Consider the following 25,929-nt stretch of genomic DNA (forward strand, 5'->3'; position numbering starts at 1 on the left):
AACCAACAACAACATCTATTTCAATTCCGGTGAAAAAATAAGCGGACGATCGTGCCGCAGAAGCGCAGCGGCCGCCTTTGCAGCGGAATCGGAACGGATACGCGGCCCAAGGCGTTACGCGTTACAACCTCCGATTCGCGGAGCCAAGCCTCCTGCATGGTACGAATACGTTCATCGAACGGCTTCGACCGGAAGCTTATCCTGACTGACGGATGACCTCCGCTGACAGGCGTTACCTGCGCTTCCATAGAGTCCCGGCCAAATCACCCGAATAAACAGCGAAGCTCGGCTTCGCTTTCGGGACTGGGCTCCGGCGGAAGACGATCCGGTCACGCAGCGTTATTTTTCACCCGGCATCACTTCTCCCAGAAAACCGCCAGCTGCCGCTCCATCCACCGCGAGATCAGCGGGTCCGGCAGCAGCGCCTTGCCGTTGTACCGGTAGCGAAAGCCTTCCAGCCGCTCCGGAATGACCTCGCTCGTAAAATACCCCTCGCTCAAAAACAGCGGAGCGACGATAACCGTGCCGTCCGGCTTCCGCTCCTGCCACCGCTGCATGACGTCCGGCACCTGGTTCGGCAGCAGCATCGCGATGTCGCCCGCCGCGAAGCCGCCGAGCTCGCGGATGCGCTCCGCCAGCCGCTCCAGCCCCATCTTCCACCGCTGGTGGAAGCCCTTCTCCGCGCTGCCGTGCCCGATCAGCACGACGATCTCCCGCGCCGGGTCCTCCGACAGCGGCTCGATGTTGCGGTAGACGACCTCGGCGATCGTCGGGTCGTCGTCGATCGGCGACGCGAAATGAATCCGCGCCCGAATCGCGAACCGCTCCATGTCGGTCGGCAGCGACGGCTCGGGGATGACGCCGAGCGCGTAGCTGATCTCGTCGATATGCGTGCTGCCCGAGGATACGAACAGCGGAATGACGATAATGTCCGTCACTCCTTGCGCTTCGAGCGTCACGATGCCGTCCTGTATGAGACGCCCCTCGACGATTTCGAGGAACGAGGAGAACACCGGCACGCCTTCCGGCAGCCGCACGTCCGCCACCGCCTCGTCGACGAGACGGACCCATTCCCGGCTGCGCGAGCCGTGACTGATTACGAGAACGCCGAACTGCTTCACCTGCCATCACTCCCGCCATAGCGGCGCATTCGCCCTCCGGCGTCGTTTGCGAAATAGATCGACCGGGCATCCGGTCCGCCGCCTGAGTTCCGCCCCGCATTCTGTTGTACAACATGCTATCGAAATGACGCCGCAAAGTCAATCCGCAGAAAGGGCTCCGCCTTTTTCGATAAACAAATAAGCCGTCGCGGCAGCCCCTGTCGAATGCTTCATCCATTTCTACGACCGCTTCCTTACGACAAGGTTCCTTTAGCTTATGCTTTTGCCTTGTTTGTCCAGCAAACTCCGGATTTTCTTGACGGTATCGTCGTCCAGCGGCACATGAACCGAAATTTCCAGATCGGGAGATTCCAAAGGCTGCAGCGTGAGATGGACAAACATGAGCAAGCCTACTTCCGGATGATTGAGGATTTTATGCGCGTCTTGAGCATCGAGCACGTCATATTGCTGCCAATACTCCTTGAATTCTGCGCTCGCTTCGCTTAACCGCTCGACTTGCTCCGCCCACCACGGATCATCCACATACTTGGCGAATCCCGCTCTGAACTTGGCGATGGTCCGTTTGGCATGATCCTCCCATTGATCCCCCTTTATCGAGCGGAAAGCCTTCGACGTGAACGTGATCCAAAGAAAATTCCGTTCCCCCTCGGGCAGCTTCCCGTTATCTCCATGAACCGCAGCGAATGCGGCATTCCATGCAATAATGTTCATTCTCGCATCCAATACGGAAGCGGGAGACGTCCCCAAGCTGTCCAGATGCCGCTGTATCACAGCGCTGACTCGCCCCTCTTGAGAGCGGGAGCGTTCCGGGGGAAGCTGCCGGTGGGCGAGAAGAAACAGGTGCTTTCGTTCCGTATCGTCCAGCCGCAGCGTTCTCGCCAGGCTTTCAAGAACTTCGGCGGATACGTGGATTTGCCTTCCTTGCTCCAGGTAGGTATACCATTCGAGACTGATGCCCGCCAGCGCCGCAACCTCCCCCCGGCGAAGGCCGGGAGTTCGTCTGCGCCCTTCCGGCAGACCGAGCTGCTTGGGCGACAAACGCGCCCGGCGATTGCGCAGGAACTGCGCCAGCTCGCTATAGCGATCGGGCTGTATTTTCGACATACCGTGCCCCTCCACATGACTTCATCTTTCGGTGGTAGTGCCACTTCTAGTATAACTGGACCTCTGAATGCCGTTTTGATTTGATTATACAATAATCTCCGTCAAGACGCAGTCCACTATCCATAAAGGAGCGAATATCTATGAACATGCAGAACAATACGATACTGATTACGGGCGGAGCGAGCGGAAGGGGTGGCTCTTGCAGCCAGATTTCTAAGTGGTGGCAACACCGTGATCATCACCGGCAGAAACGCGGATAAGCTTCAGAAAGCAAAGGCCGCCTACCCCGGTCTCGTTACTTACACCTGCGATGTATCCAAAGAAGAAGAGCGAGCCGCCCTTATCGAAATCAATCGCCAAAAATCTCGCCGGGCTGCAGGCCCGGGCGCGCCGCCTGAACGGCAAAAAGCCGCACGCTGCGTATGATGCAGCGATGCGGCGGCGGCTCCGTTATATAGGGCAGCGATGTCGTTTGCTCCGATCGCCTCCCGGATGGCGCCGAAACACTCCTTTGGGATTCACCGTACGTTGGAAGACCCCGAAGCCCTGCTCCCGCCCGACCGAAATCCTCACGTCCGACAACACTCCAAAAAAACTACCGGTTCAGACGCTCCAGCGTCATTTTGTACCCGTCATTGCCGTAGTTCAGGCAGCGCTTCACCCGCGAGATCGTCGCCGTGCTGGCGCCGGTTTCCGCTTCGATCTGGTTGTACGTGTTGCCCTTGCGCAGCATGCGCGCCACTTCGAGCCGTTGGGACAGCGACTGAATCTCGTTCACGGTGCACAGGTCGTCGAAGAAAATGTAGCATTCCTCTATATCTTTCAGTGTCAAAATCGCTTCAAATAACTGATCGATCGCTTTGTCATTGAGCTTCTTCAGCTGCATAGCCATTCAACCCCTTGATGAACTTCATTGCGTATAATGGTTCATATTCGACATCCGTTCCTCAAAATCCTCCCTTTAGATTTGCGAAACGTTAATATTTTTATGCGGTGCAGGACGAAAATATCGTGATAAAAACCCGGATACCCGGGATATCCGTCTATACCAAACAAATGCCTATCTCATACAGTAAAGTATCGCGAATACATCAAATACAAAGGATTGTGAATACAGTATGGAAAAACAAACCATCGGCAACCAGGGCCTCGTTCATACGAGAGCCTTTACCGAAAATCCGGCCAGCTTTCCTGGCGCCTTCCAGGGCGGAGCGAATTTTCCGGCTCTGTATCAGGGCGGCGGGCTACCGACCGCGACCGGAGCGACCGGACTCACAGGGGCTACCGGGCTCACCGGGGCCGCCGCAAGCTCCGGGTCCTCGTTTAACCTCGGCCAGATCAAGCAAATCATCGATCGGATGGGCGGAATTGAGGGCATCATGGAGACCGTAGGCAAGGTACAGAAGGTCGTGCAAAACGTCCAGCAGATGGCGCCTATGTTCAAGCTGCTGGCCAACGCCTTCAGCAAAGCGAAAACGACCGACTCCAGCGCCGGTCTGTCCCCCGCCCGCAAACGCCGCCGGAGAAAACGCCGCCGCTCGTCCGGAAGAAGACCGCGCCGCTAAGCGCTTGGTTCTTATTCGGCCAGCCCGCCTGCAACCAGCAGCCTTCTTCCCAAACGCTGGAGGAAAAGATGAATTTGCCTCCCTGGGAGTTTTTTCTTGCCCGCCCGCCTGCTGCAAGCTTGCCGCTTCCCGCTAGCGCTGCAGGATGAGTCCAATGGACCCGTATGGGAAGAAGCGACATACATCGCCGTACGCCCGACGCACTCGCCGGCCCGCCCACAGCATGGCTGCAGTCGCTCCCATAGCTCGTGGGCACTCCCTCTGCAAACGCAAAAAGAACTGCCCTCCTTGCCCTTTAGCCGCCGGTACGGCCGCCCAAGGAGAGGCAGTTCTTTTTTTCAGTCGAAGCTTATCCGTTGTATCCCTTGATCGGCTCGAGCGGAGTGGCCGCTTTGCCGTATTTCGGATAGTCGCGGGTCGTCGGCGCGGCCCATTTGGCCGCGTTGCGGATGACGGTGCGCACGTTCTCGTTGTAATATGTCGGGTGCGTTTCGTGCCCCGGACGGAAGTAGAAGATTTTGCCCTGGCCGCGGGAATAACAGCAGCCGCTGCGGAATACGTTGCCGCCCTCGAACCAGCTGACGAGCACCAGCTCATCCGGCTGCGGGATATCGAAATGCTCGCCGTACATTTCCTCATGCTCGAGCTCGAAAAATTCACCAATGCCCTCCACGATCGGATGGCCCGGAGCTACGACCCAGAGACGTTCCTTCTCGCCGGCTTCGCGCCATTTCAGATCGCAGGAGGTGCCCATGAGCTTTTTGAAAATTTTCGAGAAATGCCCGGAATGCAGCACCACGAGCCCCATGCCGTGCAGGACGCGGTCATACACGCGGTTCACGATCTCGTCCTGCACTTCGCCGTGAGCCTTATGCCCCCACCAGATGAGCACATCGGTGTTTTGCAGCTTCTCTTCGGACAGGCCGTGCTCCGGGTCGTCCAGCGTCGCGTACGAAATTTCAAAATCGGTCGTGCCGAGCCCTTCCCCGATCGCCTGATGAATCCCGTTCGGGTACACGGAGCGGATCGTTTCGCTTTCTTTTTCATGACGGAATTCGTTCCATACGGTTACGCGCAGCTTGCCCATTTTATCCTCATCCTTTGTCCCATAGATTTCAACATCGCTACCCTCAGTATATTCAAGTTAGGCGAAAAAAAATATGCGCAAAGTTGCCGCCTCTTTATGCAAAAGTGTCCTTTACCCTCCGACTCGTGTTATAATTGAGATACGGACAGCATCCGAGCTATTCAAAAGTGCTTCATCCTCCATCTGGAAAAGGAGCCCAGGCCTTCATGGAAACAAGTGCCGCCATTCACAACGAGAAAATTCATTACCAAAATCCGCTTCTCTGCATCAAGGTCTTCGAAATCACGAGCCGTAACGGCCGCGCCGAGCAGCCGAAGATGTGGAACTGGCATTACCACAAGGAAATCGAATTTCTCGCGATCAACGAAGGTTTTCTGACCGTTAATTCGAAGGATGAGCTGGTTACGCTCGCGCCCGGCGATGTGATTTTGCTCGGCTCCTCGCAGCTTCATCGCACGAAGAAGGCCGATCCGGCCGATCTCCACTACATTGTGCTGCAGTTCGACATGGCGCAGTATTTTGACCAAAGCACGATGCCGTATATGAGCTGCTTCTCCGAGCTGCACTATCCGCTGAGCGAGCTGAACTACATTTTCCGCGAAAACACCGCCGTCCGCCAGGAAGCGTTTCGCATCATTTCTGAAATCCTGGAAGAGACGCAGTCGAAAGCCAAAGGCTACGAAATCGCGATCAGCGCGCTGATCAAGCGGATGCTGCTCCTCCTGCTCCGCAATGACCGCAAAGGAATCATCCAGCCAGCCCCGGATACCGAGCTGATCCGGCTGCAGCCCGCCTTGGACTTTATCGAGCAGCACCTCGCCGAGAAAATCCACATCGACGACGTCAGCAGCATGCTGAATCTGAGCTATCATTATTTTATCAAGTATTTTAAAAAAGTGATGGGCATGTCGTTTGTCGATTACGTCAACTACAAGAGAATCAAGAAGGCGGAGCGGCTGCTTCTGACGCGCGACGTCAGCATCGCCGAGGTCGGCGAGTCGGTCGGCATTCCGAATATGGCGCAGTTTTACAAGATGTTCAAGCGGTGCAATCAATGTTCTCCGAAGGAGTTCAAATTGAAGATGAAGGGTGAAGTGATGAAGTAAAACAAAGAAAGGGAGATGAATTTGCCGGAAACCGTAACGAAAACGAAGCCGCAGCGCAAGAAGGAGCACCTTAAGCTCAAACGCGTCGATGTCGTACGAAGAGTTTTATTTATGACCCTTGGAGCCGTTCTCGTTTCTTTGGGCCTTGAGGAATTTTTGATCCCTAATAACATCATTGACGGAGGCGTGGTCGGTATCTCGATCATTTTCTCCCATTTGAGCGGTCTGCCGGTCGGTCTGTTCCTGCTGCTGCTCAACCTGCCGTTTCTGCTCGTCGGGTATAAACAAATCGGGAAAACATTCGCGATTTCCACGTTGTTCTCCGTTACGATTATGTCCATCGGCACGTTTTTGCTGCACGATGTGCCGCCGGTGACGGTCGATCCGCTGCTTTCCGCCGTGTTCGGCGGCATTGTTCTCGGGGTCGGCGTCGGCATAGTCATCCGGAACGGCGGCTCGCTCGACGGTACGGAAATTGTTGCGATTTTGTTCAGCAAAAAGCTGCCTTTTTCCGTCGGCGAGGTCGTCATGTTTTTCAACATCTTTATCCTCGGCAGCGCCGGCTTTGTGTTCGGCTGGGATCATGCGATGTACTCGCTGATTGCCTATTATATCGCTTTTAAGCTGATCGATATCACGCTCGAAGGCTTCGACGAATCGAAGTCGGTCTGGATCATCAGCGACCGCAGCAAGGATATCGGCGACGCGATTGTGGAGCGCCTCGGCCGCGGCGTCACGTATTTGAAGGGCACGGGGGGATACACCGGCGACAGCAAGCAGGTGATCTTCTGCGTCATCACCCGTCTGGAGGAAGCGAAGCTGAAATCGATCGTCGACGGCTTCGACCCGAACGCGTTTCTCGCGATCGGCAACATCCACGATGTGAAGGGCGGCCGCTTCAAGAAGAAGGATATTCACTAGCAGCTGCGAAAAAGCGCGCTTACAGCAGCGGCCACGGGGGCGAACGCCCGGCCGCCGCTGTAAGCGCGTTTTGGCGTTTGGGGTGTTTGCACTCGTTTATTGGATGAGGCGCAGACGGTGAATCCCCCATGTAGTGCGCCGGAACGCCGAGAGGATCCGGTCAGACAGTCAGTGGCTGCCAAGTGCACTTCCTGGGAATGCCGAAAAAGTAGCCTGCCCATGAAACCCTTTTCGTCCTCACTTCGCTGTCCCCCCAGGCTCATAAAGGAACTGTGGTGCGCTATAATGGCCATTTCGAGCGATTCGCTAAGAATAAAGGAACTGGAGTGCGTTATTTCCATGTTTTCCGGCTCTTCAAGCCATTTTCCGACGATTTAGCGCACCCTAGTTCCTCTATTTTTTTCGATGTGCCGACTTACCTCAGGATAGCGAACGTGAGTTCCGCTATATTTATGAGCTGCGCCCCGCCCCCGCCTGTTAGCCGGTTTTTCCGCCTCTCGACGCTCCGGCGGCGGGGTTGCGTTGGCTGTTAGCTGGTTTTTCCGGCTCTCGGCTCGCTGCTCCACTCCATCCGCGCCCCGCCCCCGCCTGTTAGCCGGTTTCTCCGCCTCTCGACGCTCCGGCGGCGGGGTTGCGCTGGCTGTTAGCCGGTTTTTCCGGCTCTCGGCTCGCTGCTCCACTCCATCCGCGCCGCCCCTTCGCCTGTTAGCCGCCGCCTCTCGGTTTGTGCCTGCTGTGTTGGCGCCTCACCGTACCTCTCACAGCTCCTCCACAACCGCTCCCTGCTCAAACCGGTCTCCGAGCAGCAGCCCGGCAATCTTCTCCGCGACCGCCTCCGGGGTGGCCAGCAACCCTCTATCCTTCACCATGGCAAACAAACCCGCGGAAGGAAATGCTCCCGCATCGGCCGAACGAGCCTCCTCTTGCAGTCCCGTATCGATCATCCCCGGCCAAACGGATGCGATTTTCACCGCGTACGGTGCTTCTCCCTGCTCGATTCCGACGCATTTGGAGAAAACGTCTAGCCCCGCTTTTGCCGCACTGTAGGCGCTCATTCCGGGCAGAAGATTCCGCGCGGACACGGAAGATACGTTTAGCACCCGCTTCTCGATCCGAAAATGCCTGGAATACCGGATAAACAACGAGGTCAGCAGCATCGGAGCCAGCAAATTGATGTGCAGGTTTGCCGTCAGCTCAGCTTCACCGGCTTCCTCGATGCGGGACAACGGCGCGACAACGGCGGCGTTATTGACCAGGTAAAGCGCTTCGGCGTCAGCCGGATCGATCCGGTCAAACACAAGCTGCATCAGCTCCTCCAGCCGGTCCGTTTCATTCAGATCAAATTCGAAGTAATCGATGAGGCCGCTTCCGGAAAGCAAACGTTCGTTTCTTTTCCTGGATATGCAAAATAGCCGGTGACCCGGAGCAGCCAGCCGCTTGGCTATCGCTTCGCCGAGCCCCCGTGACGTTCCGGTGATGATAAAATACTTCAAAATAAATCGCTCCTCTCCATTTTTTAATACCAAGTACTAGTACCAACCATAATATACCCCAACATTTGGAATACGTCAAAATATTTGCCTTTTTCAACTTTCCGTGTTATGATGTAATTAATTGTTGAATTTGAAACCACAATATTCACATATTGAAAAGGGTTATCATTTTTACGATGTAACTTTTTTCAATGTGTGAATTTTTTTTGCAAAGAAAAAGGATCATGTTAAATTAAAAAATTATTGGAGGAATTTGCTATGCAAACAGGTACAGTGAAATGGTTTAATGCTGAAAAAGGATTCGGCTTTATCGAGGTGGAAGGCGGCAGCGACGTATTCGTACATTTCAGCGCCATCCAGGGCGAAGGATTCAAATCGCTCGATGAAGGCCAGCGAGTTCAATTTAACGTAGTGCAAGGCAACCGCGGACCGCAAGCCGAGAACGTCACAAAAGTATATTAAACCAAAGGAAACTGCTCTTAACCCGATTTGTTAGGAGCAGTTTTTTTTTCACTAAATACGGTCTGGCATCTTCGATTAACTCCGATCAGGAGTTTTTCTTAATTAACCGGGAAAGAAGGGGTTACATGTACCACAAGAAATCGTTAGAGGAAGTCCCGATTGAAAATATTTCCATCTGGTCTTGCGAGAACGAGGCTTGTAAGGGATGGATGAGAGACAATTTCGCATTCGAGAGTGCGCCGATCTGCGTGCACTGCAACTCCCCGATGGTTAAAAGCATGAAAATGCTGCCTCAACTTAACAATCCTAATAAGGACATGAAATCGCTTAAGAAGGGCGTGCAAATTTAACGGACGCCATTGTTGACTCAAAAAAGAGATGCCTTAAATGAACAAAACAAGTCTGCTCAAGCCGTGGCTGAAGCAGACTTTTTTACATGTAACGTGTCGTGCCGGAGCAGCTTCATGATTCGACTCGCCCTTTTCGCATAATTTCCCGCTTTTGGAGCAGAACAATAGTGTAATGATGTTCCGACAGCTGATTGGCAAAAGGAGACGAATCATATGCTGAATGTGCTTTTGCTGCTTGCCGCGATCGCCGTGGTGATCGGAGTGATCTGGGCGGCACCCTTGGTGCGCCGGCAGCCGAATCAGGAATGGGATTATACGATGAGCGAGGAGCTTTCCAAGCACCCGATCCGCTCCAATCCGGCGCTGGTGGGGCTTATCCTGTTTCCGGTCATCGTCTTTTTCGGCGCCGCGATCTGGCTCTATTATTACCGCTAAACGAAGGATGTGACCCGAACCGCTATGGAGAAAAAAACGTACTACGTGTCCGTACAGGCCGGAACCGTGCTCGACGATAAACAAGCCGCTTCCTTCGAATTCGAGATCCTCGCCACTCCCGAGGAGGTCGACAAGCTGGCCGAAATGTTTGACGATACGACGAATGTCGATAACCACAGCTTTTGGCGGGCGCATAACCCGACCATTCCGTATCATGACGATGCGGAAAACGATGGGTACGACGATGGCCTAAGGCAGATTTACGAAACGATTTACGAGCTCGGCACGCCGGAAACGAAACGCCACATCGAAGACATGCACCTGCTGCAGCATTAAACAGGCCGTCGCCAAAGCTGCGGCAAGATCTCTCCGGTGCCTTGTCCATTCACCTTACATGCAGAGGGGCCGCCCTTCAAGGACAGCCCCTACGCAGTTTAGACAAGCGACGTATTTCCGGGTATGGACGCCCGCTTCAGATCTTCGTAAAAGTTGGCCGTCGCCGTCATCACATACGGGTACAGCCAGAGAAAGCCGATGCCCAGCGTCACCAGACAAAGCAAAAACCACCAAATAAAGCTGAGCTGCAGCAAAAACAGCTTCACCTTTTGCCCCTGCATCATCTCCGAGCTGGCCCTGATCGCATCCATGATGCCGATGTTCGGGTTATCGTTCATGATGAAGAAAACCTGGGAATACCGGTACGCGGCGATAATGCCGGGCACGATCAGCAGCAGCGTCCACAGCAGCGTGAACAAGCCTACCATGAAAGCGAGCCCAAACGCCGGCCAGAAACGGTCAAAGCCGGAAAACAGCTGTACCACCTCCGGTTTGCCGCCCCTCGGGAAATTGAGGAAAAACACGACCAATCCGAGAGCGAAAGCCCCCGACATCAAAAATACCGCCAGGCCGCCTATATACGGAATGGCATTGACGATAGAAACGATCACCACATAGATGAAGCAGGTTAAAATCGCCACGCCCCACCTGCCCTTAAGCTGTTCCCTCGCCTTCGCTCTCAGCTCCTGATTCGGGGTTAATTTGCCCGCATCCACGTAACTCACACCGAACTCCTCCTTAAGAAGGGATTATGAAGTCTGAACCAAGAATGTCCCTCTTAGATATATTCCGAAGTGTGGTGGATGTTTCCAAAATATTTTTTTAACGGTCGCTGAGCGGCGGTTCCCCTTCGAGCCAGTTCCATTCGTTGTTTTCGACAAAACGGCTGACGGTCTTTTTCGAGTCGATCCCCCAGTCATGGAACGTGCGGATGCATTTCATAAAAGCGTCGATCGTCTCTTTCGTCGGGTTCATCAGCATCTCGTCGTGCAGCTTCATGTAGTCGTCCGGTTTGGCCGGAGCCTTCTCCAGCGCATGCTTCAGCGATTTGTGGCACGGGAACAAGATGCGGTTATACGCCAAAATAAGCCGTCCGGCGAACAGGGCCACCTGGCTGACCGAATGCATGAGCAAATATGTATTGTCCAGCGCCAAGGCGCGCTTGGCGAAATACCCGCCATACAGCGCCACCTGCGCGTAAAAGTCGGCGAAGTTCCGCTCGCGCTGATGCTCCGGATACACCGCGATGGTGTCGACCAGCTCACCCAGCCCGGAAATGCGCGTGAACGGCACGAACCCTCCTTCGAAGGACGCGCGCGTCGGCTCGCTGCCTTTTTCCGCGGCGGCTTTGATGAAATCGTAATTGACGATTTTACCGTCATAATAACCCCCCGGATAATTGCAGCCCTCCCTTTCGTTGAAAAACAGATCGTCCCGCTCTCTTCTCTCCGCGAACACCTCGTCCTTCGCCACAATGTAGCAATCGATGTCCGAATCTTCTCGGGCAATGCCCTTAGCCACGGACCCGATAATGACGACCGCCAAAAAATCGGGATCGTTCCGCACCCGTTCGGCAAGGTGAATCACCGCATTCCGGTGATGCTCTCTTAAGGCGTCCAGCCTCTGCTGCACATCCATGAACATATTCCTCCTCTTCGGCGCCGTAGTAAGCGCTTTTACAACAACATATTCGCTTTCGAGCGAGGATTTCCTGTTTTTTCCTTGAGGGAGCCCCCCTAAATCCCCCCACCGGGGAGCCCCCAGGCGCTCAGGCGCAATGTTGTCAGGTTAAGTCCAACAGCTCGCTGCGTCTGTCCCCAGGTCATAAAGGAACTACAGTGCGCTATAATGGCCATTTCGACTGATTTGCCAAGAATAAGGGAACTCAGATGCGTTATTTACCTGTTTTTCCAGATCCTAAGTGATTTTTCGTATATATAACGTATCTCAGTTCCTCTATTTTTCAGATGTGCTTATTTTCCCGAAAATAACGAATGTGAGTTCCTCTATTTTTGGCACCTATATGAGCGGCATAACAGTTCCCGGCTAGTTCGGTTTGTTTGATGGTTTTCTGTCGGATGAATCCGCGATTCCAAAAACAAGTTAACCTGACAACATTGCGCTCTGGCGCCCTGGACCCGCCCGTATGGAGGGAGTACTCGCTTCTAGTTCGCGTTTGTCGGGGCATGGCGGTTTCCCTTCGGGTAAACCGCCTATGCCCCGGCACACTTCACTATCGGTGCGATGCCTTTGGAGTTTCTCCGTGCCTCGGGCTCGCGGCTGCCCGCATGGATTTTGCTCGCGCAAAATCCTATGCCGGGCCCGCTTTACTTTTCGGACCGGTCAACGCGTTATTTTGTGTGATTTTTCGAATACAATAGTTGAATCTGACGCAAAAAGAAAATTTATATCTAATTTTTCATATATATTGCTCGATCTTACCGTCCTATGGCATGAATGTATATGATTTTTCATGTATATTGATTTGTTGTACGATCCTTGTGTAAGTTTTATACGATTTTTCATACAGAATCCACACGTAGAATCGTCGTTAAAACCAACACAGCCACACACAAAAAAGACCCCGCATCCCGCGCAAACAGCGCAGGACGGGAGCCGGGGAAATAGCACAGATATATTAGAAATTCGCTGCCAGATCGGAAGCTTTTTTCAGACCTTCTTGAATGATCTCCTGGGAACGGTCCGGGAATTGGTTGTGCCCTTCGATGACAACAGTGTGAATGTCGGTTACACCGAAGAAGGACAAAATGTTTCTCACATAGCTGAGCGACATTTCGAGCGATTGAGCAGGACCTTCGGAGTAAACGCCGCCGCGTGCGTTCAGCAGCGCCACTTTCTTGTCGCCGGCGAGACCGCGCGGACCTTCGGCCGTGTATTGGAACGTTTTTCCTGCTTGGCACAGGTAGTGCAGATAAGTAACGAGCTGTGCCGGAATGGTGAAGTTCCAGAGCGGGAAGGCGAATACGACTTTATCCGCTGCGAGGAATTGATCGAGGTATTTGTTCACCAGTTTCGCAGCTTCCTGTTCTTCGGCAGTCAGTTCAAAGCCTTTGCCCAGCTTGAACATAGCGGTCATATGGATGGTGTCGTAGTACGGAAGCGCCTCTTTGAACACGTCAAGCTCGGTGATTTGATCGTTCGGGTGGTTTTCCTTGTAGGATTGCAGAAAAGCATCGTACAGCTGGACGCTGACGGCTTGATCTGCCGGACGGGAATTGGCTTTAACGAACAAAACGTTGGACATGTTAATTTCCTCCCTAGATTATAAACAAATTATTAACTTCCAAAAAGTAAGTATCACATTAAGTATCATAAACAATCCACTTACTATTGTCAAGTTAATCCCCAAAAATTATTTAGCAATAATTGGTTAGATCTTTAAAGATTCTCCCAAAAATTGCGGCACCGAAGGTTTTTCAAAGCTGAAAAAAGGAGCGTTAACGGAATTATTTTTCCGTCAACACTCCGTTTTTAGTCTGGTTGTTTACTGCGATTCCACGATATCGATGCTTTGAATAAATACCGGTTCGGTCGGTTTGCTTGTTTCCGAGCCTCCGTACTGCTTGACGACCGGAACATCGGCAATGGCAAGGACCGTGTCCATCCCCTCCGTCACTTTACCGAATATCGTGTAATTAGGTATTTGATTTAAACCGCGGCAATCTTCTCCCGTGCAAATAAAAAACTGGCTCCCGTTCGTGTTTGGCCCGGCGTTGGCCATCGCCACAATCCCCGGTTCGTAGGAATAAGACGTCTGCAGCTCGTCTTCGAACTTGTATCCGGGCCCTCCCCGGCCGGTTCCGGTCGGATCGCCGCCCTGAATTATAAACGACTTGATGATACGGTGAAAGATGACGTCGTCATAGAAGCGTTCCCTGGAAAGAAAAACAAAATTGTTCACGGTTTTCGGCGCCGTTTCGGCAAATAATTCGATGGTGAAATCGCCTTTATTCGTATGTACTTTGGCCTGATATTTTTTTGCCGTATCGATGGCCATTTCCGGCGGGCTTTTATACGTTTTTCCGCTAGCTGCGCTTGGTTGAGGTTGGGTTTGAGCTGCGGGTTTTTCCTTATTTTTGCCGGTTATATGCTCCACATAATTGATCTTGCCGACGATTTGGCTGAGCGCAATCGGCCCCATGTCCGGCGAACGGCTGTCCGAGCTGTTGTTATAATTGTCCCCGATGACAAACACTTGCTTGTCATTCAATTTAACGTCCGCTTGACTCCGCGTATTCCCTGGAAAAAACATGGAGGAATCACGTTTTCCGTTTACAAACAGCTTCTCCTGATCAATGCGGATCGTCTCTCCGGGAAGCCCTGCCACCCGCCTCATATACATGTTCCCGTTTTGGCCCTTAAAAATAATCAGATCGTTCCTGGAAACGGGGGTCGTCTGATAGTAATTTTTGTCCACCCAGACGCGTTCCTTATCTGCGATGGTCGGTTCCATGGAAGAGCCTTCTGCGATATAACGTGCGTATCGCTGCTGCTTGGGGAGATCCTTTGCGGTTTCCAGGATCTCGAGGATCTGCTTTATTGTCGGAGCATCCTCGGGGGTGGCCAGCTTGAGCAGCACTTGAATATAATCGGCAATCGTGGATCCGTTTTTTTGCTTTTTTAGCGGATCCGCTCCATACTGAATCAGTAATTTCACGATCTCCGGCTGCTTGCTGAATGCAGCGATACCCAGGCTTTGGTATTTCCCTTCAGGGTCTGTAGGTTTCGTCATATCCGGTATCGCGCCATTTTCCAGCAGAAGCTTGACCATTTCGGTATTTTTAGAAAGCACAGCAGCATCCATAGTGGAGATACCGTTATCTTTGTATATAAAATTGGGGCCGCCCCCCTGATCAAACCCGTATTTTACTTTATCCATGTTACCCAACAATGCTCCGAGGAACACATAATAACTTTTATCGGTAATAATATGGATTTCTTTGTTGTTAGGCTCCCATTCGACATCTCCCTCGGAAAACTCCGCTAAAGACCGGATCGGAACAAACGTCGAGCCGTTCACCATCCGGGGAGCCGCGGCAAGCTCGACCGGCTCGCCATTGATGTAAGCCTCAGCTCTGTTCAACTGCAGCTGTACTTTCTTATTCGGAGCCGTTCCGGTGATGGACAGACTCCCCTCGTCCCATTGAACCGCAAAGCCAAGCGCTTCGAAGGAAGGCCTGAACTGTACGAACGTATTGCCCTCTTCTATTATCGGTGATTGATCGTAAATCACCTTGCTGCCGTTGACAAACACACTGACCTGCTCCTCCGCATGAGCAGCGGGGATTACAAAAAGACTGCATAAAGCAAGCAACAAACTGAGCTTCCAAAAACGCAACATCTTCAGCACCTCGATCGTTTCCCTACGCCAGGGGAATCCCCACCCGGGTAATAGATTAGTATGGTAGACATAATCTTCCTACGAGATTTTACCATGAAAATCGGGGGGTGTGGTGAGGTGGCGTAAAATTTATTTTACACAAAAAAAGACCGGGCAGCCGCGCAGATCGCGAGCGGTCCCGGCCTTCTCGGGTACGCTTCTCCTTTCAGCGGAGAAGCGTCAAAAAATTTTGCGCTGCCAGCCCATGAGCTTGGCGATCGCTTCGACGTAATAGTAGTCTCCGTATATCAGCGAGACATTGATGTTCTGACCGGCCGGCTTGTTGCCGGTCCCCTCCAGCAGGATCGCCTCGTGTTCGGGGCGATCCCACGTGCCGTAATGCTGCGTCAGAGACAGCAGCATCTTCTCCGCGGCCGCGCGGTACATGCGGCCCTCCGCTTCGGGCAGCGCCGCGGCGATCTCGAGCAGCCCCGAAGCGGCGCAGGACGCCGCGGACGTGTCGCGCGGCTCGCCCGCGAGGTCGCCGCCGTTCGCGCGGAAGTCCCAGTGCGCGACGTAGTCGTCCGGCAGGCACGCCAGGAAGTAATGCGCGACGCGGCGCGCAGCCTGCAGATAGCGGATGTCGCCGGTGTAGCGGTACGTGTTCGCCATGCCGTGCAGCGCCCACGCCTGACCGCGGCTCCATGACGAGTCCGGAGCGGCCCCCTGCCCGCCGAGCGAATGCAGACATTCGCCGGTTTCCGGGTCAAAGACGACGATGTGGTTCACGGAGCCGTCCTCGCGGATGAAATGGCGCAGCACTGTGTCGGCATGCCGCTTCGCGACATGCTTGAACCGCGGATCGCCGATTTCCTCGGCCGCCCAGAACAGGATGGACAGGTTCATCGACGAGTCGACGATCGCCCAGCCGGTTTTGTCTTGATTCCACGCGCGCAGGAAGTTGCCCTCGACGTTGAAACGGCCGGCCAGGAAATTTGCCGCCTGCAGCCCGCGGCGTAGACCATCCTTGTCGCCGGTGATTTTATGTTTGATCACCGCAGTCGGCAGGAATTGGAAGCCGACGTCGTGGTGGAACCGGTTGTCGCGCAGCGTCGCCTGTTCGATCGTCGCATCCCAATCCCACGCCGCATCTCGATAATGCGCCTTGCCGGTCATGTCGTGCATGATCCACAAAATGCCCGGCCAAAACGCCGACGTCCACCAATCGGGGATCGTGCTGTCATAGATGCCGTCTTCGCCTGCGACATGCGGAATTTTCCCTTGAAGCTGGCCGATCATTCGGTCGACCTTCGTCTGCAATGCTTCCCAAACCTCCGGCAAAATATCGGACAACTGCGCGGCTTGAAGCCATTTTTCCTGAACCATGGGCGTGATCTCTCCTTTAACGGGATTAATGATTAACCGGAATAAATACCGTCTTCATGCCTTCGGAAGCGACGCTGACCACCGAGCTGCCGCCGCGGGGATCGACATAGATGCCCGCTTTGCCGTTCGCCAGCTCGATGACGCGCGAGCCGCGGACGGTGCCAAGGTTGTCCAGCAGCTTGCCGTCACCGGTGAGTCCGAAGCGGACAAAGCTGCGCGCATCCGGGCAAAATACGCCATTCGCATCGTATACCTTCGCTTCGACCCATACGCGGCCATCCTGCTGCGGCGTGGAGCTGAGCTTCAGCTGCGCCGGCTCGCCCCAGCTTTCCGTCTGGTAGACGAAGCGGACTTCGTCTTCCACCCGGACGCCGTCTTTTTCCGCCACGACGCGGATATGGTTCTCGCCGGACACGAGCTGCACATCCCACCTGAGGCCTGCAGCCGGGAAATTTTGCGAGTCGCGCTGCCTGACGCCGGCGCTCACGCCGTTTACGAACAGCTCGGCCTGCGGGCAGTTGGAGTAAACCAGGACCCGCTTTTTCTCGTCCGGCTGCCCCCAGCGAACCGCCCACGTGTGCCCGTAGATGCGTGCCATCGGCTTCTCGGTCCAGTACGATTGGTAGACGTAATACGCTTCTTTTTTCGTAAAATCGCGCTCGATGATGCCCTTCATGTTGAGATACGGAATCGGCGAATCCGGCCGTACCGGCGTCGCGAAATCTTTAAACGCCCATTGCGCCGTGCCGGTCAGCCAATCCATGTTTTCCTGACATTTCAAATACCAGTCGATCATCTCGCAAAAATACGTCTCCGACCAGTCTCCGTCCTTCGACACGCGCGGCGTGCCGCCGGTGAGCAGGTAGTCGCCGTCCCGCTCGTCCGCGCCTTGCCCCTTCGGGATAAACTCGAAGCCGGTGAACGTCTTCTCCACGTGGCGCGTAGCAAGGTTGTCCGCCCCCCACTCCATATGGAAGAAGGAATGGACGTTTTCGAACGCTTCGCGGCTGTATTTTTCATATTCGGTGTACACGCCGCGGTACCAGCCCGCCCAAATCGACGGAGAATACACATCGATGATGTCCTTGCAAAACTCGCAGCGGCGAATCGACGTGCGGCGGCTCGGGTCGAGCCGGTGCGACATGTCGTGCAGCTCCTTCATGAACGCGCGGATCTGGTCGATTTCGAAGTAGTCGAAGTCGCATTCCCAGTCGTTTTCGTTGCCAAGGCCCCACAGGATCACCGAAGGGTGGTTGTAGTGCTGCTCGATCATCGCTTCCAGCATGTCGCGGCACTGCTGCTTGTACTGCTCCCCGCCGAGACCCCCGCGGCACCATGGGATTTCCTCCCATACGAGAATGCCGAGCTCGTCGCACAGGTCCAAAATGATACGCGACTGCTGGTAATGGCCGAGGCGGATAAAATTCACGCCCATGTCCTTGATGATCTGCATCTCGGTGCGCATCATGTCCTCGGTCATCGCCGGGCCGACGCCGGCATGATCCTCGTGCCGGTGCGTGCCGCGCAGCAGCAAACGCTCGCCGTTCAGCTTGAACGGCCCGTTCGTGACGAATTCAAAGAAACGGACGCCGAAGCGCTCGGTCTGCTCCGTCTCGCCGTACGGGCTGACGAGGCGCACCGTGCAGCTGTACAGCTGCGGGTTCACCGTCGACCACAGCTCAGGAGAAGCGATATCGTGTACCGCGATCTCCTTAAAACCGTTCCATGCCATCAGCTTCGTTTCGTACGTGCCGATAGCCGAGCCGTCCGGCGCATTCAGCGTCACCGACAGCGTTACATGATCGAGATATGCGTTCGGATTGTACAGCTTCGCCTTCACCTTCACGGTGCAGGCCGTCTTGTCTGCGACGATCGTTTCCACATGAACGCGCTCCAGCGATACCGCCGGCACATATACGAGGTTCAAATAGCGATACACGCCGCCGTACAGGTTAAAATCGCTCGCATCCGACGGAATCGTCTCCAGCTCGCGGCTGTTGTCGCTTTGGATCGCAACCGGTATAAGGCCATGATAGCGCTCGATGCCGCGCGCCTCCTCGGCCGCTTCCGTGATGTCCACGGCGAACTCGTCGTAGCCGCCGAGATGAGAGCCGACCTTGCGCCTGTAAACGTACACATCGGTACGCTGACCCGCTCCCTCGAAGTGCAGCAGCGTCCGCCCGCCCGGATACGGGTTGTTCACGGCCAGCTTCGTCCGATACCACGCCGGTCCCTGATAATATTTGCCATCCGGCTCCAGCACGTCCAGCGCATTGTATGTGTGCGGCAGCGTCACTTCATGCCACGGCACATTGTAATGATTTTGCAGCTTGTCCTGACGCCATACTTCCCAAGGTCCGCCCAAGCTGCCCTTGTAATGCTCCCATCCTTCGTTCAAACGCTGTTTGATCACGTTGTTCCATCCCCTTGTGCTTACTGTCCGATCTCCCTCTACTATAGAAAAAAAAACCCCGTAAAAGTATGGCGCTGTTATGATAAAATGTTGTTATATTACGGTCCGTCAGACGTTCCGCTCTGGAAGGAATCATGAACCATGAAAATAATGAACTACATGAACCTAAACCGCCATCCGTTCCGGTTTTCCTTTCAATACGACCGTTCGAAGGAGTTTGCGGAAGTATATCACGCCCACCAGGGCATGGAGCTGCTCTATGTGCATGAAGGATGCGGGCGCGTCATCGTGGAGCAACAATTTTTCGATCTGCGTCCCGGCTCGCTCGTCTGCTTCCGCCCGTTCCAGCTGCACCGCATTCAGATGGATATCACCCCCGATCAGCCGTACGTGCGTTCGCTGTTCGTGTTCGAGCCGTCCGCGCTTGAGCCGTATTTGGCGCCGTTTCCGTCGCTGCTCGATTTTTTCCGGCGGCTTGGCAAGGATCCTCTGCTCCCCCAGGTGCTGCCCGGGCTTCCGCAAGAGGAGATCGCTTCGCTGTTTCGCGTTCACCGCGCGCTCATCGAGCAAGCTCCGCAGGACGAGCTGCCGGAGGAGCAGGCGATGTTTCTCGCCGCGCTGCTGCACCGGGTCAAAAATCGCTGGCTCGCCGGCGCCGCCCTTGCCCCTCATGCGCCGGCCAAGCCGTCCACGACGGCAGAGGCGATGATGCAGTGGCTGGAGGAGCACTACATGGAGCCGTTCGAGCTGGCGGTGCTGGCCAAAGCGGTCCACCTGTCGCCGAGCCATGTATCGGCGCTGTTCCGCCAGGCGGTCGGCAGCAGCATTACCGAATACATCACGGCCCGGCGCATCCGCCAAGCCTGTGTGCTGCTGAAGACGACCGATCATTCGGTGCAGGCGATCGGGCAGGCGGTGGGCCTCGGCAACGTCTCGTATTTTTGCCAGCTGTTCAAACGCAACGTCGGCATGAGCCCCCATCAGTTCCGCCGTTCCATGCATCCCCGCAGATAGCGAAACAGCGGCAGTCATGGACTTTATTTTCGTCCATGCTTGCCGCTGTTTCGGATGTTGAGGAACCCGGGCCTCTCGCCGACATGAATGTTATAGCCGTAATCGCAATGGAATGTCGGCTCTGTCACTGTTGCTCCAACCGTTTCATAAACTCGTCGGCCGCGCTGTACCCCTGCATGCGCAAATACCAGCTGTTCGCCGCCGCTTCCACGAGTCCGGCCACATCCCGGCCCGGCTGCAGCTGGATCTCGATATGCGGGACGCGGACATCGAGGTACTCCGTAAATTTGGGTTCCAGCTCAAGCTCGTTGTTTAAGGCATGCTCCTGCCACTGCGACAATTCGATATCAAGCACGATCCTTGTCTCTTCCTGAAACGCGCGCCGGCCGTACAGCCGGGAAACGTTGATCAGTCCGATGCTGCGCAGCGCCAAAAACTCTTTGTTCACTTCGTTATGGGTGCCCAAAATCGTCTCGGGGCTGATTTTTTTCAGAACAACCATGTCGTCGGCGACAAGCCGGTGTCCTCTCCGGATCAGCGTGTGCGCCGTTTCGCTTTTGCCAACGCCGGATTTGCCGCGCAGCAGCACTCCGATTCCCGACACGTTGACGCATACCCCGTGAATGGCGATCTCCGGCGCAAGCGCCTTCGTCATGTAGGTGTCGGCCAATTCCATAAATTTATAAGTCGGCTGCGGCGTACGCAATAAAGGTATGTTTTCCTCCTCGCAGTATTTCGTTAAATATTTTAAGCCCTCCTGGCTGCGGGTCACGACAAAACAAGGCGGACGATATTTCACGACGTTTCCGATCCGGTCGTTGCGTTCCTCTTCCGTCAGTTTATGCAAATAGGTGATTTCTTTGCGTCCCAGCACCTGGACATGATCATGCGAGAAAAAATCGAAATAACCGGCGAACTCCAGACCCGGCCGATGTGCTTTCGGCTTGGATATCGTTCGGGCCGTATCCCCTTGCACCAGAGTTTCCAGCGAAAACCGGTCTATCAAATCTTGAACCTTCAAGGATTTCATCTGCATTTCCCCTTTCCACTTAGGTTTATACGCGCTCGCGCCTCAAACGTTTTCATTTTTTTTAAACGCTCGTTATCATTAGATACCAAAAAATGCAGTTTACATGACACCATTTGGTGTCCTATAATCAAAACGACACCAAATGGTGTCAAATTGTTCATTGAGATTCTCAAAATACCCAAGTGCTCGAAGGCGCCAGGTACGGCTGGGGGAACTGGTTCGGCAAGTTTGAAAAGGCGTTGGAACAATAACCGCGTTTGTTACTTGACCATCTCCTCCCCAAAATCCCACCCCTACAATTGTTGGTAGGGTTTTACTTTGCTGCGTTTCGTATGATCCATTCAAAACGGGCGGGCCCCCGCTTCCGCGCTCAAGGCGAATCGGAGGCCCGCCCGCCTATTTTCCCTATAATCTCACTAACACATTGTTCTATATCCTTATTCGAGCAATCCAGAGTCATATCGCTATACTTCATGTATAGAGGAACTCTTTCCTCGTAAACGTCCTTTAGGCTGTTTCCTTTCCTCATTACAATGCCTCTGGTCGTTATGTTTGTTAGTCTCCTTGTAATTTCTTCATATGGGACGTGCAAATAAATAACCTGTCCACCCTGCTTAAGGGCATTCATGGCTTTTTCTGAATATACAACGCTTCCGCCGGTCGATATAACGGAATTTTTCAGCCGCTGCCCGGACACGATGTTTTCTTCGACATTCATGAATTTTTCGATGCCATCGCTATCTATTATTTCTTGCAGCAATCTGCCCTCCTGTTGTTGTATAACAATATCCGTATCCACGTAATCCATTCCTAAAGCTTTTGCCAGCAGTACACCCAAAGTGCTTTTACCGGCTCCGGACATACCAATAAGGACTATATTCGTCATCTTCTTCCTCTCTTTCTGTATAAAAACGGATCATTCAACCATAATAAAACAGCCTGGTTATTTCAAACGTATAAAGGGAGTGACGCTGGTCATATCTGTGCAACCGCAGGTGGGCGAAGAGAAGGATTCGGCTTGCCTGAGTCCCAAAATGGTGCAGCTGAAAGCCGATATGCAGAAGGCTTGGATCGACCATACGATATGGACGAGAAGTTATATTGTCAGCGCCATATCCAATCGTCAAGATCAGAAGGACGTATTGGATCGGCTTTTGCAGAACCAGCAGGACATCGGCAATGTGATCAAACCTTATTATGGGGAAGCCGCCCGCAATAAGCTGGCAGATATTCTGAGAGAGCATATTTTGATCGCAGGGAAAATTGTAGCGGCTGCCAAAGCGGGCAATCAGGCCGATGTTAGAAAGTTACAGGCGGAACACACCGTTCTGTACCATCCTACGTCAATAAGATAAAGATCATCTTCATAGCAAACTTGTAGAAGATCTTCGTTGTTTAGATCTGATCTATTCATTTGATTGTAAGTGATGGAACCTGGAGAAAAATCAATATCTTCCAACATTTGCTCTTCACCGGCCTGATTGCATTATCGTATCCGTTAGGTTAACTTTCAGAGTTCGTATTCAAGACAAGTATCTCGAACACTTCGACTTGCCCCAACCTTTTTGACCCTGCCATGAAATAACCGATGACTCCTATTTTAATTCGATGTACATGTACTTTGCGTCTCATCTCAGGGAAAAGTATCCACATTCTTGCAGTACCTTTTTTAGGCACAGGAAGGCTTTTGTCGAGAATAATGTTTCCAAAGTCATCTTCAAATTCAGGATGAATTACAAATATCCCCGTCTCTTTAATGTCGTCTCCGTCATATGAAAAATCACAACGTAACCCCTGAAACACGGGATTTTTTCTGCCACCTTCTTCTTCGGAATAAAACCGATACCTCACACTCTAAAATCAGGGGGATGATTTCTGATTTTCTCATATGGAACCCATACTTCCATAAACCACTGACCTCCTCATGAAAAAAATCCCGAAACATCCAAATACCGCAAAACTTTAAAATAATGACATATAACGGTCCGTTACGTCAATGAGGCTGCCTGTTATTGCCACGCTACCTCGTCGTGATGTAGTGGAGCTATCGTTCGCCGATAGTTTAGTAACCAATCCACCAAGAGTAAAAAAAGCATATTTCTGTTGAGATACCGAATGCATCTTGACATAGTAACCCTTTGTTAAATGCAATAACATTTAGATCAGTTAACACTTCAGGGATAGAGGTGAAAAGAATTTCATTATTTTCGTTACACATCCTTACGAGATCTTTTCTTAGAGAATGAACAAATTTGTCGGAAGGTAATACTTCAAAAGTGCTTTGTTTTATAAACTCAGGAAGCCAGAATGTCCTTAGGGAGGTAAGCGTCAAACCCTACACACCTTCAAGAACTCAAATTTACGTGAGAGAATGAGAGCAGCCTAATCCAATCGGAGGTTGCCCTATGACCACTAAAGAACAGCGTCGCCAAGAATGGGCAGCCCGTATCGCGGACTACAAAGAAAGTGGGCTTACAATGTCAGCGTGGTGCGATGCTCATCATGTTACAAAAGAGCAGTTGAAGTATTGGCTCCGCAAACTTAAAGTAGTTCCTTCCGAAGTCGTAACTCCCCCTACACACTGGGTGCCGCTAACAGTTGCTGATCCCATCCAATTTAACAACCATACTTCCCTTGTCGTTTACATCGGTTCAGCCCATATTGAGATCCGCTCTGGCTTCGACCCAAGGCTGCTAAGAGAAGTCGTGCAAGCTCTGGAAGCGCCATGCTAACATTATCCGGTGTCCAGCACGTCTATCTTGCGTCTGGATCAACAGATCTGCGCAAGTCCATCGACGGATTAGCCGCCATCGTGCAGGAAGGCTTCGGGCTCAATCCCTTGTCGCCGTGCTTGTTCGTGTTCTGCAATCGCGAGCGAAACAAACTCAAAATTTTGCACTGGGAACATAACGGGTTCTGGCTGTTTTACCGCCGCCTTGAACGCGGCACGTTTCAGTGGCCACGCGCAAGCACGGACACGACAACAACCATCTCTTCCCGCGAGCTTCGTTGGCTGCTGGATGGACTTTCGCTTAGTCAGCGGCAGGCACACCCAAAAGTCACGGCTGAAACGGTCGTTTAACTCGAATTCGATTTATCGCCATTCCTTGCAGCAGGGATAAAGCGACATTCACTGAATCTATACGGTATGGACAATCGAGCGGATACCTTAACGACAATCAAACAACTGGAACAGCAAAACGCCAAGCAGGAGCAACAAATTGCAGAGCTTACTGCTAAGCTTAAATGGTACGAGGAGCAGTTCCGTCTTGCGCAACAAAAACGCTTCGGTGCATCAAGCGAGAAGACGAGCCCCGATCAATTGGAGCTGAATCTGTTCAACGAAGCCGAGGTACTTGCAACGCCTAAAGGGCAAGAGCCGCCGACGGAGCAAGTAACTTACGAGCGCCGAAAATCAACCGGTAAGCGCGAAGCGGATCTGGAACGTTTGCCGATTGAGACCATGACCTATGAACTCAGTGAAACGGATCAGCTCTGCTCGTGCTGTGGCGGCGCGCTCCATGAGATGAGTACCGAGACGCGCAGCGAGATCGCCATTGTGCCGCCTCAAGTCAAGGTCATCCGACATGTGCGTCAGGTCTATTCCTGCCGATATTGTGAGCGCGAAGACATTCAGACGCCTATCGTCACGGCGCCGATGCCGAGGCCCGTCTATCCGGGGAGCCTCGCTTCTCCGTCGATTCTGGCGCATATCATGTGCCAGAAGTACGTGGACAGCTTGCCGCTTTATCGACAGGAGCAGCAGTTCGCCCGTTTGGGCTTTTCATTGTCCCGGCAAACGATGGCGAACTGGATGATTTATGGCGTGGAGCAGTGGTTGTCCCCCATGGTCGATGCCATAAAGGCGTATTTGCTCCGGCAGGAGACACTGCATGCAGATGAGACGACACTGCAGGTGCTGCGCGAACCGGAAAGATCGGCTGAATCCACGTCGTATCTGTGGCTCTACCGGACCGGTCGAGGCGTATCGCCGGCTGTGCTCTATGACTACCAAATGACGCGGGGCGGTGAACACCCTCGGAACTTCTTAACCGGCTTTAACGTGGACGGCTATCCAGGCTACCACAAAGTCGCTGGTGTTACACTCGTCGGATGCTGGGCACATGCGCGGCGCAAATATGACGAAGCGTTAAAAGCGTCGCCGGAGAAGAAGGGGCAATCGAACACCGCTGCGGGTCAGGGGCTGACGTATTGCAATGCGCTCTTCGCCATTGAACGCGACTTGAAGGATGCTACACCGGAAGAACGGCATGCCGTAAGACAAGAACGAAGCCTTCCGGTATTGGAGGCTTATTCGAAATGGCTCCATCTGCAGCGATCGCGAACGCTACCGAAAAGTTTGGTTGGACAAGCGATCGCCTACAGTCTGAATCAGTGGGAGAAGCTCACCGCTTTTCTAAAGGACGGAAGGCTTGAGATCGATAACAATCACAGCGAGAGGTCGATCAAGCCGTTTGTCATTGGGAGAAAAAACTGGCTGTTTGCTAATACGCCAAGAGGCGCAAAGGCCAGTGCAGCGATCTACAGTATCATCGAGACGGCAAAAGAAAACGGATTAAACCCGTTCAAGTACTTGATGTATTTGTTTGAGCGACTCCCGCAACTTACCGATCCGAAAGATCCTGAATCATTGGAAAGGCTGCTGCCGTGGTCGCCATCGTTGCCGCTGACCTGCCGCGTATTTAAATCCTGATTGTAACTAATACTGGCCCTCATCTTAATAACAAGGTGGGGGCTATTTGAC

General features: G+C 53.3%; 25 protein-coding genes and 2 pseudogenes. 13 read left to right on the plus strand and 14 right to left on the minus strand.

The window, feature by feature from the left end; translation table 11 throughout:
- Positions 1–356: 356 nt before the first annotated feature.
- Both MYS68_RS26210 and MYS68_RS26215 read right to left on the minus strand, forming a co-directional pair.
- Complete coding sequence (locus MYS68_RS26210) at positions 357–1,121, minus strand: sirohydrochlorin chelatase (RefSeq protein ID WP_248928672.1); 765 nt, start codon at positions 1,119–1,121, stop codon at positions 357–359.
- A 249-nt stretch (positions 1,122–1,370) separates the two neighbouring features.
- Entirely contained in the window at positions 1,371–2,225 is an 855-nt protein-coding gene (locus tag MYS68_RS26215) for a helix-turn-helix transcriptional regulator (protein ID WP_248928673.1), read from the minus strand.
- 231 nt (positions 2,226–2,456) lie between these two features.
- Between MYS68_RS26215 and MYS68_RS26220 the strand changes: the two genes are divergently transcribed.
- Entirely contained in the window at positions 2,457–2,651 is a 195-nt protein-coding gene (locus MYS68_RS26220) for a hypothetical protein (RefSeq protein WP_248928674.1), read from the plus strand.
- A gap of 169 nt (positions 2,652–2,820) precedes the next feature.
- Here MYS68_RS26220 and MYS68_RS26225 read toward each other — a convergent pair whose 3' ends face one another.
- A complete protein-coding gene (locus tag MYS68_RS26225) occupies positions 2,821–3,111 on the minus strand; it encodes a YerC/YecD family TrpR-related protein (RefSeq protein ID WP_248928675.1) in 291 nt (96 codons plus the stop codon).
- A gap of 232 nt (positions 3,112–3,343) precedes the next feature.
- Here MYS68_RS26225 and MYS68_RS26230 point away from each other — a divergent pair, with 232 nt between their 5' ends.
- Positions 3,344–3,790 carry an aminotransferase gene (locus tag MYS68_RS26230; protein ID WP_248928676.1) on the plus strand — a complete coding sequence of 149 codons (447 nt, stop codon included), beginning with the start codon at positions 3,344–3,346 and terminating at the stop codon, positions 3,788–3,790.
- Positions 3,791–4,139: 349 nt separating this feature from the next.
- Here the strand turns inward: MYS68_RS26230 and MYS68_RS26235 are convergent, their stop codons facing one another.
- Positions 4,140–4,877 (minus strand): ThuA domain-containing protein, encoded by a 738-nt coding sequence (locus MYS68_RS26235; RefSeq protein ID WP_248928677.1) that lies wholly within the window; start codon positions 4,875–4,877, stop codon positions 4,140–4,142.
- A gap of 206 nt (positions 4,878–5,083) precedes the next feature.
- Here MYS68_RS26235 and MYS68_RS26240 point away from each other — a divergent pair, with 206 nt between their 5' ends.
- Positions 5,084–5,983, plus strand: coding sequence for an AraC family transcriptional regulator (locus tag MYS68_RS26240; RefSeq protein WP_248928678.1), 900 nt, complete (start codon positions 5,084–5,086; stop codon positions 5,981–5,983).
- 111 nt (positions 5,984–6,094) lie between these two features.
- Positions 6,095–6,904 carry a YitT family protein gene (locus MYS68_RS26245; RefSeq protein WP_248931019.1) on the plus strand — a complete coding sequence of 270 codons (810 nt, stop codon included), beginning with the start codon at positions 6,095–6,097 and terminating at the stop codon, positions 6,902–6,904.
- 758 nt (positions 6,905–7,662) lie between these two features.
- On the opposite strand, the gene MYS68_RS26250 is transcribed toward MYS68_RS26245, so the two are convergent.
- Positions 7,663–8,397, minus strand: a complete 735-nt coding sequence (locus MYS68_RS26250) for an SDR family NAD(P)-dependent oxidoreductase (RefSeq protein WP_248928679.1) — start codon at positions 8,395–8,397, stop codon at positions 7,663–7,665.
- 258 nt (positions 8,398–8,655) lie between these two features.
- On the opposite strand from MYS68_RS26250, the gene MYS68_RS26255 reads away from it, so the two are divergent.
- The 4 genes from MYS68_RS26255 (at position 8,656) to MYS68_RS26270 (ending at position 9,980) form a co-directional block, all read left to right on the plus strand.
- The gene (locus MYS68_RS26255; RefSeq protein ID WP_248928680.1) at positions 8,656–8,859 is read left to right on the plus strand and encodes a cold-shock protein; all 204 of its coding nucleotides are present in this window, start codon (positions 8,656–8,658) and stop codon (positions 8,857–8,859) included.
- A 125-nt stretch (positions 8,860–8,984) separates the two neighbouring features.
- The gene (locus MYS68_RS26260; protein ID WP_248928681.1) at positions 8,985–9,209 is read left to right on the plus strand and encodes a cold-shock protein; all 225 of its coding nucleotides are present in this window, start codon (positions 8,985–8,987) and stop codon (positions 9,207–9,209) included.
- A 213-nt stretch (positions 9,210–9,422) separates the two neighbouring features.
- Positions 9,423–9,644 carry a hypothetical protein gene (locus MYS68_RS26265; protein ID WP_248928682.1) on the plus strand — a complete coding sequence of 74 codons (222 nt, stop codon included), beginning with the start codon at positions 9,423–9,425 and terminating at the stop codon, positions 9,642–9,644.
- 24 nt (positions 9,645–9,668) lie between these two features.
- Positions 9,669–9,980 carry a hypothetical protein gene (locus tag MYS68_RS26270; protein WP_248928683.1) on the plus strand — a complete coding sequence of 104 codons (312 nt, stop codon included), beginning with the start codon at positions 9,669–9,671 and terminating at the stop codon, positions 9,978–9,980.
- A 98-nt stretch (positions 9,981–10,078) separates the two neighbouring features.
- Here MYS68_RS26270 and MYS68_RS26275 read toward each other — a convergent pair whose 3' ends face one another.
- The 7 genes and pseudogenes from MYS68_RS26275 to MYS68_RS26305 all read right to left on the minus strand — a co-directional run bounded on the left by MYS68_RS26275 (position 10,079) and on the right by MYS68_RS26305 (position 19,120).
- Positions 10,079–10,705: a DUF975 family protein gene (locus MYS68_RS26275; protein ID WP_248928684.1), complete on the minus strand. Its 627-nt coding sequence runs from the start codon at positions 10,703–10,705 to the stop codon at positions 10,079–10,081.
- A gap of 97 nt (positions 10,706–10,802) precedes the next feature.
- A complete protein-coding gene (locus MYS68_RS26280; protein ID WP_248928685.1) occupies positions 10,803–11,618 on the minus strand; it encodes a nucleotidyltransferase domain-containing protein in 816 nt (271 codons plus the stop codon).
- A 1,000-nt stretch (positions 11,619–12,618) separates the two neighbouring features.
- Entirely contained in the window at positions 12,619–13,245 is a 627-nt protein-coding gene (locus tag MYS68_RS26285) for an FMN-dependent NADH-azoreductase (protein ID WP_248928686.1), read from the minus strand.
- 240 nt (positions 13,246–13,485) lie between these two features.
- Entirely contained in the window at positions 13,486–14,580 is a 1,095-nt protein-coding gene (lepB, locus tag MYS68_RS39150; RefSeq protein ID WP_420852238.1) for a signal peptidase I, read from the minus strand.
- A gap of 48 nt (positions 14,581–14,628) precedes the next feature.
- Positions 14,629–15,342, minus strand: a pseudogene (locus MYS68_RS39155) (stalk domain-containing protein); the annotation flags it as partial.
- A gap of 219 nt (positions 15,343–15,561) precedes the next feature.
- Complete coding sequence (locus MYS68_RS26300) at positions 15,562–16,707, minus strand: glycoside hydrolase family 88 protein (protein WP_248928687.1); 1,146 nt, start codon at positions 16,705–16,707, stop codon at positions 15,562–15,564.
- A gap of 25 nt (positions 16,708–16,732) precedes the next feature.
- Positions 16,733–19,120, minus strand: coding sequence for a glycoside hydrolase family 2 TIM barrel-domain containing protein (locus tag MYS68_RS26305; protein ID WP_248928688.1), 2,388 nt, complete (start codon positions 19,118–19,120; stop codon positions 16,733–16,735).
- Positions 19,121–19,261: 141 nt separating this feature from the next.
- Here MYS68_RS26305 and MYS68_RS26310 point away from each other — a divergent pair, with 141 nt between their 5' ends.
- Positions 19,262–20,134, plus strand: a complete 873-nt coding sequence (locus MYS68_RS26310) for an AraC family transcriptional regulator (RefSeq protein WP_248928689.1) — start codon at positions 19,262–19,264, stop codon at positions 20,132–20,134.
- 124 nt (positions 20,135–20,258) lie between these two features.
- Here the strand turns inward: MYS68_RS26310 and hprK are convergent, their stop codons facing one another.
- Positions 20,259–21,164: an HPr(Ser) kinase/phosphatase gene (gene hprK / locus MYS68_RS26315; RefSeq protein WP_248928690.1), complete on the minus strand. Its 906-nt coding sequence runs from the start codon at positions 21,162–21,164 to the stop codon at positions 20,259–20,261.
- Between the two features lie 370 nt (positions 21,165–21,534).
- On the minus strand, positions 21,535–22,050 hold the full coding sequence (locus MYS68_RS26320) for a shikimate kinase (RefSeq protein WP_248928691.1): 516 nt from the start codon (positions 22,048–22,050) through the stop codon (positions 21,535–21,537).
- 79 nt (positions 22,051–22,129) lie between these two features.
- On the opposite strand from MYS68_RS26320, the pseudogene MYS68_RS26325 reads away from it, so the two are divergent.
- The 4 genes and pseudogenes from MYS68_RS26325 to tnpC form a co-directional block, all read left to right on the plus strand.
- A pseudogene (locus MYS68_RS26325) lies at positions 22,130–22,489 on the plus strand (glycosyltransferase); the annotation flags it as partial.
- A 1,080-nt stretch (positions 22,490–23,569) separates the two neighbouring features.
- Positions 23,570–23,896, plus strand: a complete 327-nt coding sequence (tnpA, locus tag MYS68_RS26330; RefSeq protein ID WP_248928692.1) for an IS66 family insertion sequence element accessory protein TnpA — start codon at positions 23,570–23,572, stop codon at positions 23,894–23,896.
- Positions 23,890–24,246, plus strand: coding sequence for an IS66 family insertion sequence element accessory protein TnpB (tnpB, locus tag MYS68_RS26335; protein ID WP_248928693.1), 357 nt, complete (start codon positions 23,890–23,892; stop codon positions 24,244–24,246). The genes tnpA and tnpB overlap by 7 nt, the downstream gene beginning before the upstream one ends.
- Positions 24,247–24,312: 66 nt before the next feature.
- Positions 24,313–25,878 carry an IS66 family transposase gene (tnpC, locus tag MYS68_RS26340; RefSeq protein WP_248928694.1) on the plus strand — a complete coding sequence of 522 codons (1,566 nt, stop codon included), beginning with the start codon at positions 24,313–24,315 and terminating at the stop codon, positions 25,876–25,878.
- Positions 25,879–25,929: the final 51 nt, after the last annotated feature.

This window comes from Paenibacillus hamazuiensis (genome assembly GCF_023276405.1).
Lineage (GTDB): Bacteria > Bacillota > Bacilli > Paenibacillales > NBRC-103111 > Paenibacillus_AF > Paenibacillus_AF hamazuiensis.

Bases quoted from the DNA above. Each gene is read 5' to 3' on its own strand.
- MYS68_RS26270 (WP_248928683.1), top strand. From the start codon at position 9,669: ATGGAGAAAAAAACGTACTACGTGTCCGTACAGGCCGGAACCGTGCTC.
- MYS68_RS26320 (WP_248928691.1), bottom strand. From the start codon at position 22,050: ATGACGAATATAGTCCTTATTGGTATGTCCGGAGCCGGTAAAAGCACT.
- MYS68_RS26235 (WP_248928677.1), bottom strand. From the start codon at position 4,877: ATGGGCAAGCTGCGCGTAACCGTATGGAACGAATTCCGTCATGAAAAA.
- MYS68_RS26260 (WP_248928681.1), top strand. From the start codon at position 8,985: ATGTACCACAAGAAATCGTTAGAGGAAGTCCCGATTGAAAATATTTCC.
- hprK (WP_248928690.1), bottom strand. From the start codon at position 21,164: ATGAAATCCTTGAAGGTTCAAGATTTGATAGACCGGTTTTCGCTGGAA.
- MYS68_RS26240 (WP_248928678.1), top strand. From the start codon at position 5,084: ATGGAAACAAGTGCCGCCATTCACAACGAGAAAATTCATTACCAAAAT.
- MYS68_RS26310 (WP_248928689.1), top strand. From the start codon at position 19,262: ATGAAAATAATGAACTACATGAACCTAAACCGCCATCCGTTCCGGTTT.
- MYS68_RS26285 (WP_248928686.1), bottom strand. From the start codon at position 13,245: ATGTCCAACGTTTTGTTCGTTAAAGCCAATTCCCGTCCGGCAGATCAA.
- MYS68_RS26265 (WP_248928682.1), top strand. From the start codon at position 9,423: ATGCTGAATGTGCTTTTGCTGCTTGCCGCGATCGCCGTGGTGATCGGA.
- MYS68_RS26255 (WP_248928680.1), top strand. From the start codon at position 8,656: ATGCAAACAGGTACAGTGAAATGGTTTAATGCTGAAAAAGGATTCGGC.
- MYS68_RS26245 (WP_248931019.1), top strand. From the start codon at position 6,095: ATGACCCTTGGAGCCGTTCTCGTTTCTTTGGGCCTTGAGGAATTTTTG.
- tnpC (WP_248928694.1), top strand. From the start codon at position 24,313: ATGGACAATCGAGCGGATACCTTAACGACAATCAAACAACTGGAACAG.
- MYS68_RS26230 (WP_248928676.1), top strand. From the start codon at position 3,344: ATGGAAAAACAAACCATCGGCAACCAGGGCCTCGTTCATACGAGAGCC.
- MYS68_RS26280 (WP_248928685.1), bottom strand. From the start codon at position 11,618: ATGGATGTGCAGCAGAGGCTGGACGCCTTAAGAGAGCATCACCGGAAT.
- tnpB (WP_248928693.1), top strand. From the start codon at position 23,890: ATGCTAACATTATCCGGTGTCCAGCACGTCTATCTTGCGTCTGGATCA.
- tnpA (WP_248928692.1), top strand. From the start codon at position 23,570: ATGACCACTAAAGAACAGCGTCGCCAAGAATGGGCAGCCCGTATCGCG.
- MYS68_RS26300 (WP_248928687.1), bottom strand. From the start codon at position 16,707: ATGGTTCAGGAAAAATGGCTTCAAGCCGCGCAGTTGTCCGATATTTTG.
- MYS68_RS26225 (WP_248928675.1), bottom strand. From the start codon at position 3,111: ATGCAGCTGAAGAAGCTCAATGACAAAGCGATCGATCAGTTATTTGAA.
- MYS68_RS26215 (WP_248928673.1), bottom strand. From the start codon at position 2,225: ATGTCGAAAATACAGCCCGATCGCTATAGCGAGCTGGCGCAGTTCCTG.